This is a genomic window from Psychrobacillus sp. 05T411, from assembly GCF_056396485.1.
The window spans coordinates 1-9,092 of record NZ_JBFTLO010000054.1 but is presented as its reverse complement, the minus strand read 5'-3'; the positions used below and the strand labels follow the sequence as shown (position 1 = coordinate 9,092).

8 protein-coding genes are annotated in these 9,092 nt (G+C 38.8%); 5 read left to right on the top strand and 3 right to left on the bottom strand.

The annotated features are described in order from the left end of the window. The first annotated feature begins 338 nt into the window (after positions 1-338). Positions 339-1,052: a hypothetical protein gene (locus AC1DFT_RS20555; protein ID WP_478161497.1), complete on the top strand. Its 714-nt coding sequence runs from the start codon at positions 339-341 to the stop codon at positions 1,050-1,052. Positions 1,053-1,127: 75 nt separating this feature from the next. On the opposite strand, the gene AC1DFT_RS20550 is transcribed toward AC1DFT_RS20555, so the two are convergent. From AC1DFT_RS20550 to AC1DFT_RS20540, 3 genes are read right to left on the bottom strand one after another with little or no spacing between them, the layout of a single operon-like run. Then, positions 1,128-1,976, bottom strand: a complete 849-nt coding sequence (locus tag AC1DFT_RS20550) for an RluA family pseudouridine synthase (RefSeq protein WP_478161495.1) — start codon at positions 1,974-1,976, stop codon at positions 1,128-1,130. A 51-nt stretch (positions 1,977-2,027) separates the two neighbouring features. Continuing rightward, positions 2,028-2,498 carry a thioredoxin family protein gene (locus AC1DFT_RS20545; protein ID WP_478161493.1) on the bottom strand — a complete coding sequence of 157 codons (471 nt, stop codon included), beginning with the start codon at positions 2,496-2,498 and terminating at the stop codon, positions 2,028-2,030. A gap of 2 nt (positions 2,499-2,500) precedes the next feature. Beyond that, complete coding sequence (locus tag AC1DFT_RS20540) at positions 2,501-2,926, bottom strand: disulfide oxidoreductase (RefSeq protein WP_478161491.1); 426 nt, start codon at positions 2,924-2,926, stop codon at positions 2,501-2,503. A gap of 128 nt (positions 2,927-3,054) precedes the next feature. Here AC1DFT_RS20540 and AC1DFT_RS20535 point away from each other — a divergent pair, with 128 nt between their 5' ends. The 4 genes from AC1DFT_RS20535 (at position 3,055) to AC1DFT_RS20520 (ending at position 8,231) form a co-directional block, all read left to right on the top strand. After that, positions 3,055-4,596 carry a GNAT family N-acetyltransferase gene (locus tag AC1DFT_RS20535; protein ID WP_478161489.1) on the top strand — a complete coding sequence of 514 codons (1,542 nt, stop codon included), beginning with the start codon at positions 3,055-3,057 and terminating at the stop codon, positions 4,594-4,596. 18 nt (positions 4,597-4,614) lie between these two features. Then, positions 4,615-6,336: a phospho-sugar mutase gene (locus AC1DFT_RS20530; protein ID WP_478161487.1), complete on the top strand. Its 1,722-nt coding sequence runs from the start codon at positions 4,615-4,617 to the stop codon at positions 6,334-6,336. Between the two features lie 120 nt (positions 6,337-6,456). After that, positions 6,457-7,572 (top strand): GAF domain-containing sensor histidine kinase, encoded by a 1,116-nt coding sequence (locus tag AC1DFT_RS20525; protein ID WP_478161485.1) that lies wholly within the window; start codon positions 6,457-6,459, stop codon positions 7,570-7,572. A gap of 11 nt (positions 7,573-7,583) precedes the next feature. Beyond that, positions 7,584-8,231 (top strand): response regulator, encoded by a 648-nt coding sequence (locus AC1DFT_RS20520; RefSeq protein WP_478161483.1) that lies wholly within the window; start codon positions 7,584-7,586, stop codon positions 8,229-8,231. The last annotated feature ends 861 nt before the right edge of the window (positions 8,232-9,092 follow it).

Below are 9,092 nucleotides of genomic sequence, written 5' to 3'. Positions count from 1 at the left end.
GTTCTTAGCCTTTGTTCCTCTACCTGAGTAAGATGAGACTTCACAACGTACGCGCAAGCGGCGGTGAAGGCTCATCACTCACCCCACGGAAAGCGTCCGTCCTGCAGCGAAAATCATAGCGGTCACTAGTCAACGCACTACGTCGCAGTTTCCCTAGAATGTGCGACACTCCATTCATCGTTTCCACTTGTCATATCGGTTAGAAACCTATGCTTGCGTTTTCATTCTACGACCAACATAGGTATGGACCTTATTGATATTTTGTTTAAACAATTGGGGAAGGGGAAGATAAATAAAGAGAATCAATTTAACTAACACCAAAGAAAGGAATGGATATATTGGTATTAAACAAACAAGACAATCAACCATATGCCGATCAGTTGAGCGCACAAGAACGATTGCAAACAGCTACAATTGCAATGGAATCTAATAAACAACTACATGAGACCGATATGAATGGAAAAAGAGGTACGAATACTACAGTGGATAAAGATGTAGTCGAACAATTAATAGAGAACTGGCCAATGCTTTCTAAAAAAGTAACGAAGAAAATGATGGAGTTTTATGGCCCACCGAATGACACTACACATTCAACAGTTATTTGGTACTATAATGGTCCATGGAAGAAAACAATTGTCTATAAGGAAGGGGTTCCCCATGATTTCCCTGAACCCCATGTAGATATGCTAGAACAATTTATTGATTATCATGTACCAGCGGATAAAGCTGGGGAAATAGCAAAACTAGAAGGTAGCCTTGTTATTGATAGAACAAGAGGAGAGGTCTCCGTACATTGTGATAATGAAGGCGCCAATACTTTGTCTATGAATATGATGCATGAAATAGTAACTGGTAAAAGGACTGCTGAAGAAGCACGAGAAAAAATCGCGGAACAGATTACCGAATTTTTAATGAACAGACCTGCACCATATGCGGAAAAGTTTCAGTTCGAATTACCTCAAAAGGAACAAGTTGATCCGGATGTGACAATTGTTAAAGATGAGGAGCTTATGAAGGCAGTGGAAAGTGCAAAGAAAGAATTACATTTATAAACTAAAAAGATCAGTATCAGAGGGTAATCTTTCTGATACTGATCTTTTCGATTTTTTATGAAGAAAAAGGAAACTCTACCTCTTATCTTCCACCACAATCATCTCACCTGTTATCGGGTGCATAAATTGGACTTTAAAAGCATGTAGTTCATACGTTTTAGTAGCTGTTTTCTTCGCGCCATACAAATCATCCCCAACAATCGGATGGCCTAGATGGGCAAAATGTACCCGAATTTGATGAGTGCGGCCTGTTTCTAAAATAGCGTGTACTTTTGTAAATTCCGGATGTTTGCCGACTACTTCATAATGAGTGATCGCTTGTTGGCCAGAAGGGGAAACCCGTTTTCTCGTTGGGTGATGTCGGTCGTTTCCAATTGCTGCCCGAATCGTGCCATGCTGATTTTTCACTTGTCCTTCTACAATTGCTTCGTAAGTACGGATGATTGTTTTATTTTCCAACATACGATCGAGCATCCCTTTGACAATCGGATTTTTCGCAACTATGATTAATCCTTTTGTGCCTTCATCAATTCGGTGAACATGTTCTCCATAACCTTGCCCCTTACTAGACAAGTAATGGCTTACCGTATTCATGAATGTATGATTTTGACCTTCTTCATTTGGATGGGTAGCCACACCACGAGGTTTGGATGCTATTAATAAGTACTCATCTTCGTATGCTACATATAAAGGGATTTGATCGGAAGGGAGATAATTGGATGATTCTCCTTCCCATGTAAAAACTAATACATCCCCTTTATTGTTTGGTAATTTCCACTGTAAAAGTTCCCCACTCGTATCACTTACTGCTTTTTGCATACGTAAATCATGAATCAGTTTTTTTCCTAGTTTCCATTTGTTTTGTAAAATTGCTTCAATCGTCAGACCATCTTCTGGCACTGTATATGTTAATGTATGTTTCATCCATCATTCTCCTTTAAAAAAGGCCATGTCTATAGGACACGACCTTTCTAATTATTTCAATACAACTTGATCAAAAAATGCTTGAATATTTTCATTCGGTTGTGCACCAGTCATTCTCGCTACTTCTTTTCCATCTTCAAAATAAATAGTTGTCGGTGTAGCTTCGATTAAATAATCTTGCCAACCTTGTTCATATTCCAGTACATTATATTTTACAATATCAACCTTATTTTCCTCTGCAAGTGGCGTTAGTCTTGGGGTCATTTCTTGACAGTGCACACATTCTGGGCTGAAGAAATAAGCAGTAACAGCTTCACCGCTATCAATTTTCTTTTTTAAATTTTCTGGAAGGATGATGTTTTGGTAGTTTGGGTCCTTAATTAAATCTATTGTAGATTGTTTTAAGTCCTCTTTATCATAAGGGTTGTCCGTTAATGCTTGCTTGTTTTTTTGTCCGTTCAATACGAAGATTAATACGAAAACAAGTACAATAATTCCACCGAATATAGCTAATTTTTTCATAATTATTTTTCCTCCTTTAAACTTCTTAAAATCATTGCACTACTAATAGCAATCAAAATAAATGCAATAAGTGCTAAAAGTGGAATGGTAATAAATCCAAAATAATTTATGTACTCTCCCGTACAAGCTACTCTACCACATGCTGGAGCAGAATCTTGCATAAAGTCTAACTTTTGAATGCTATAATGGTATGCGGAAATACAAGCTCCTATTATGGAAAAAGCAAGTGAAGTAACCGCGATTTTCGCATTTTTTTGGACGTACGCAATTCCTACTATTAATACRAGCGGGTACATAATAATGCGCTGATACCAGCATAATTCGCAAGGCTCGTACTGTCTTATTTCTGAAAAATATAACGAACCAAGCGTTGCAGTAAAAGCTACTACCCACATAAATAGCATGAGATTTTCGACTTTTTTTGTCATTGGCTTCTCCTTTGAACTCATTCAACTTCATTAAAAGTATACGGGTTCTTTGAAAACATGTAAAATATTTTAACTGCGGGGAAAAGAGTTATATAATAGAAGTAGTGATTAGTCGAGGAGTGGATATTATGTCAGAAGAATTTGATCTATCCCAATTTGAAAAAAGCATGGTTATAAGAGAGACGACTTTTTCAGATATTGAATCTATTTTAGAAATACAACGTCTTTGTTTTCCGGGAATGGATCCTTGGGAAGTAGCCCATTTACGCAGTCACTTAACGATCTTTCCGGAAGGTCAATTAGTAGCAGAACTAGATGGTAAAGTAATTGGTTCTTGTTCAAGTCTAATTATTAACTTTGATGAGTACGATGATCGTCATTCTTGGTCTGACGTAACGGATTCGGGTTATATTACCAATCATAATCCAGAGGGGTATAATTTATACGGAATMGAAGTAATGGTCCATCCTGAATATAGAAGAATGAAAGTTGGTCAACGTCTATATGAAGGAAGAAAAGATATTGCAAGACAGTTTAATTTAAAATCGATTATTATCGGTGGTCGTATTCCGAATTATCATAAACACGCAAACGAAATGTCCCCGAGGGAATATGTAACAGCTGTTTCACGCCATAAAATATATGATCCGGTATTAACATTCCAGTTGATGAATGGGTTCACATTAATGCGTATTAACCCTAACTATTTACCGGATGATAAAGCATCGGTGAAATATGCAACATTAATGGAATGGAATAATGTGGACTATATTCCATTATCGAAACGTCATTTTAAGACAAGCTATCCAGTTCGTATTTGCGCGGTGCAATATATGATGCGTAAAATTAATTCTTTTGAAGAGTTTGCCCATCAATGTGAGTATTTTGTAGATGTCGCATCTGATGCACAATCCGATTTCGTTGTATTCCCGGAAATTTTTACGACTCAGCTTATGTCTTTCCTAGACGAACCTTCTCCAAGCCAAGCAGTTCGTAAATTAACGGAATACACACCACACTACATGGAATTATTTGCGGATTTAGCTGTACGCTACAATATTAATATTATTGCTGGTTCCCATTTTGTAGAGGAAGAGAATGAGGAAATATATAATATTGCTTACCTATTCCACCGAGACGGTGCGATTGATAAGCAGTATAAAGTCCATATTACACCAAATGAACGTAAATGGTGGGGCATTAGTGCGGGAGATTCCGTACAAGTATTTGATACGGACTGCGGTAAAATTGCGATTCAAATTTGTTACGATATTGAATTTCCAGAGCTTGCCCGAATTGCAACCGATATGGGTGCCAACATTATTTTTACACCGTTTTGTACAGAAGATCGTCAAGGCTATTTACGCGTTCGTTACTGTGCACAAGCTCGTGCCGTGGAAAATCAAATATACACAGTAATCTCTGGTACCGTAGGAAACTTACCACAAACAGAAAATATGGATATCCAGTATGCCCAATCTGCTATTTTCGCACCGTCTGATTTTGAATTTGCGAGAGATGGGATTGTCGGTGAAACGGAACCGAATGTCGAAATGGTTTTAATAGGTGATGTCGACTTAGAGATTTTAAGACGCCAACGACAAGACGGAACAGTTAAACATTTAAAAGACCGTCGACATGATGTCTATAGCATAGAATATAAAAAATGAGGAATGGGAGTTTCATGAATGTCTTATAAACAATTGTTCGAGCAATGGAATAGCTTTTCGGAATTAGAACCTGTTTGGCAGGAAAATCTTCAGCTTTTAGCTGGAGATGAAAAACGGATGGAAGATGCATTTTACCGTGATTTGGAATTTGGTACAGGTGGAATGCGAGGAGAAATAGGAGCTGGTACGAATCGTATGAACACATATACGATTCGTAAAGCAACTACTGGCCTAGCTTCCTACATAAAAGCAGCAGGTGAGGAAGCGATGAAGCGTGGGGTAGTAATTGCCTATGATAGTCGTAGATTTTCTCCGGAATTTGCAAACGAAGCAGCAAATACTCTAGCTTCTAATGGTATTCAAGCTTATTTGTATAGGGAACCTAGAACGACGCCGCAGTTGTCTTATTCTGTACGTAAACTAAATGCTTTTATGGGAATTGTMATAACGGCTAGTCATAATCCACCTGAATATAATGGCTACAAAGTATACGGAGAAGACGGGGCACAACTAAATTTAGAAGATGCGGATGCAGTTATTCGTTACGTTTCTGAGGCTGGTAATGCACTTCAAATAACACAAAATGCATTTGAGGATCGCTTAGTTACATATTTAGACGAAGAAATGGACAGCGCTTATATAAATGAATTAAAAACCGTGCAAGAAAATCCGACACTCGCTGCAACTACCGATTTAAAAGTAGTATTCACTCCGCTTCACGGTGCTTCTGGTAAAACCGTGAAACGAATTTTAAGTGAGGTTGGTTACGAACATATCCATTATGTAGAAGAGCAAATGGAGCCAAATGGTGAATTTCCTACGTTGGAATCACCAAATCCAGAGGAAAAGAGTGCTTTTGAATACGCGATTCGTTACGGAGAAAAGCATGATGCAGACATTTTAGTTGCAGCAGACCCAGATGGAGACCGAGCTGGACTAGCAGTGAAAACGGCAGAAGGATACAAACTATTAACTGGCAATCAAACCGGTGCTATTTTAATCGAGTATTTATTGACACAACGGAAAGAAAAAGGAACGATGCCTGCAAACGGTCGTGTGTTTAAAACAATCGTGACATCGGATTTAGGACGAGTGATCGCAGAATATCATGGGGCAAGTACGGAAGATGTGTTAACGGGGTTTAAATTCATTGGTGAAAAGATTAAACAATATGAAGAGACGAAAGAATTCCAGTTTTTGTTTGGCTATGAAGAAAGCTACGGTTATTTAGTCAAAAGCTTTGCACGAGATAAAGATGCGATACAAAGTGTGTTAGCGCTAGTAGAGGCTGCGGCTTTCTATAAAGAAAAAGGCATGACACTTGTCGAAGTTTTACAGGCACTATACGAACGACATGGCTATTATTTAGAAGGGCTTGTATCGGTTACGAAAAAAGGAGTAAGCGGCGCGAATGCGATTCAAAATTTACTAGCTCAAGTTCGTGTCAATCCGATAAGCGAAGTCGCAGAAATATCAGTATCGTCGCAAGAAGATTATTTAAATTCCCTTCGAACATTTACAGATGGTCGAAAAGCAGAACAGATTTTATTGCCAAAATCGAATGTATTGAAGTACTTTCTTGCCGATGGTTCGTGGGTTTGTGTTCGACCGAGTGGAACAGAGCCGAAGATAAAATATTATTTCGGTGTGACAAGCGGGTCAGAAACAGAAAGTATGGAAAAACTAGCAGCATTAAAAGAAGCATTCTCAGCAGAAATGAATAGATATTTAGAGGACTAGACGAGAGGAGCAGCCATGCTTCTCTTTTTTTCAGTCAAAAGTATGATGTCCTTAAAGCACAGAAAAGCTACGATAAATGATATGATGAAAGTAACCGTACTAGAGTTGGAGGAGTTTTTCGTGCAAGAAAACGAACGCTCAAATATTGAATTATTAAAAGAAATAGCAGAATTTTTAAATGAAGAAACGGAAATGGAACAAATGCTGCAAGGGGCACTTCGCAAATTATTAGCAGGCACGCTATTTGAAACAGGGTGGATATTTTTTATTAATGAAAAAGGAAAACAAGAATTAATTGCCCATGAAAATTTGCCGGATGCATTACAAAAAAATGACTGTAGATTGTTGCAAAAGGGTGGTTGTTGGTGTGTTTCCAGATTTCAAAATGGTGAATTAGATAAAGCTTCCAACATTATTGAGTGTAAAAGAATCGTCCACTCTCGAAAGACAAGCAGTAAAGACTATGATGATATTACCCATCACGCAACAGTCCCGTTACAATCTGGGCAAGAACAATTTGGTCTTTTAAATGTAGCGACACCAAATACGATTCGTTTTTCCGATGGAGAACTAGCATTATTAGAGTCCGTGGCATTTCAAATTGGATCTGCTATTAAGCGAATCTTACTCACAAAACAAGAGCAGCAAGTAGCGCTTGTGCAAGAAAGAAATCGGCTTGCACGGGATTTACATGATTCAGTCAATCAATTGCTATTTTCCGTCACACTAACTGCCCGGGGTGGAGTAGAAATGACGGAGCAAGAGGAAATAAAAGATACGTTCAAAGAAATTCAATATTTAACGCAAGAAGCATTAACGGAAATGCGAGCACTTATATGGCAACTTCGCCCGAAAGGCTTAGAGAACGGAATCATAGAAGGTCTTAAAGGATATGGAGATATACTAGGGTTAGCACTGAATGTAAACGTAAAAGGAGTTATTAACTTACCTGCAAGAATTGAAGAGACATTGTTCCGAATTGCTCAAGAAGCAATGAATAATGTGCGTAAGCATTCGGGAGTCCTACAAGTAGAGTTATATTTAACGATTACTCCGACAGATGTTTTATTAGTAGTAAAAGATGAAGGTCGTGGATTCCATATGAATGAACTGAACAGCCTCAGATCATTGGGGTTGCAGAGTATGCGAGATCGAGCATATTCGGTAAGTGGAACAGTAGATTGGGTAACGGAATGGGATAAAGGAACAGAAATATTAGTCCGTTTACCGTATTAGGGGGGATAGAAATGATTCGAGTATTAATTGCCGATGACCATCATGTTGTAAGAAGAGGTTTAATGTTCTTTTTAAAAACACAAAAAGATATGGATATTGTAGGAGAAGCCTCAAATGGTAAAGAAGCCGTGGAATTGACTGCCGCTTTGAAGCCAAACGTTGTGTTAATGGATCTTGTGATGCCGGAAATGGATGGCATCCAAGCGACGAAACGAATCAAAGCAAAATATCCTGAGATACAAATATTAATGCTAACAAGCTTTTCCGATCGTGACCATGTTATTCCTGCTTTAAATGCAGGAGCAGCGGGATATCAGTTAAAAGATATTGAGCCAGATGATTTGGCAGAAGCCATTCGTGCATTAATGCGAGGAGAAAATACATTACATCCACAAGCAACTTCTCAGCTACAAAAAGAAGTAGAGGTTGCACCGCCTTCTCCACATGAAGAGCATCCATTAACACCGAGAGAGCAGGATGTTTTGTCTGAATTGACAAAAGGAAAAAGTAATCGAGAAATCGCGTCATCCTTATTTGTAACGGAAAAAACGGTGAAAACGCATATATCGAATATATTCGCCAAGCTACAAGTCCAAGATCGGACACAGGCAGCATTATACGCAGTCAAACATGGTCTTACTGAGCCAAGTGGACAATAATAAAACTTTCTCCATTTGGATAACGATTTACATGTAACATAAGTAAGTAAGTAAGTAAGTAAGTAAGTAAGTAAGTAAGTAAGTAAGTAAGTAAGTAAGTAAGTAAGTAAGTAAGTAAGTAAGTAAGTAAGTTAAGTCATTTTTTAATCAAATGCAGTATAGGGATACTGCGACGTAAAGAGTCTTATAAGGTGGCCACTATGATTTTCGCTGCTGTCGGACGCTTTCCGCCGGGTGAGCGATGAGCCATCCCGCCGCTTTGGCGTACGTTGGGATGGCTCATTTGCCCACTCATCCGGCAGGAGTCGCCGCCTGCAGCGAAAATCAAAAGAAATTACCCAATTATCCATACCATCCCATTAAAAAACAAAATTTCAACCAGTTTTTCCATTGGATTCATCCAATAAATGGCTTAGGGCAACCAACCGATGACTGGGAGCAACCAGTTCTACTACGAAAGCAACTAAATCAGCACGAGAGCAACCAAATCACTTGTGAAAGCAACCAATTCTCAAAATGGTAAGTTTACTTGATGTGAGACAACTATAATTCCGACCTATTATAGGAATTATATGTCTTAAAGCCCGTCGAACACGCCTGGCCGGCATCTACTCGACTAGTTTGTCGTGTTCGCAGTGGTTATTGTCTCGTTCAACCATTAATTGTTAATATGGGATCCTAATAATTTAGCAATTTCCATTGATTTTCGCTGCAGGCGGCGACTCCAGTGGAGGCCAACACGATGTTGGTCACGAAGGCGTTGCCACACGATGTGGCGTTCTTAGCCTTTGTTCCTCTGCCTGAGTAAGATGAGACTTCACAACGTACGCGCAAGCGGCGGTGAAGGCTCATCACTCACCC

What these genes read in the sequence shown, in the direction of transcription:
- AC1DFT_RS20550 (WP_478161495.1), bottom strand. Translation starts at nt 1,976, where the DNA reads ATGAAACATACATTAACATATACAGTGCCAGAAGATGGTCTGACGATT.
- AC1DFT_RS20545 (WP_478161493.1), bottom strand. Translation starts at nt 2,498, where the DNA reads ATGAAAAAATTAGCTATATTCGGTGGAATTATTGTACTTGTTTTCGTA.
- AC1DFT_RS20520 (WP_478161483.1), top strand. Translation starts at nt 7,584, where the DNA reads ATGATTCGAGTATTAATTGCCGATGACCATCATGTTGTAAGAAGAGGT.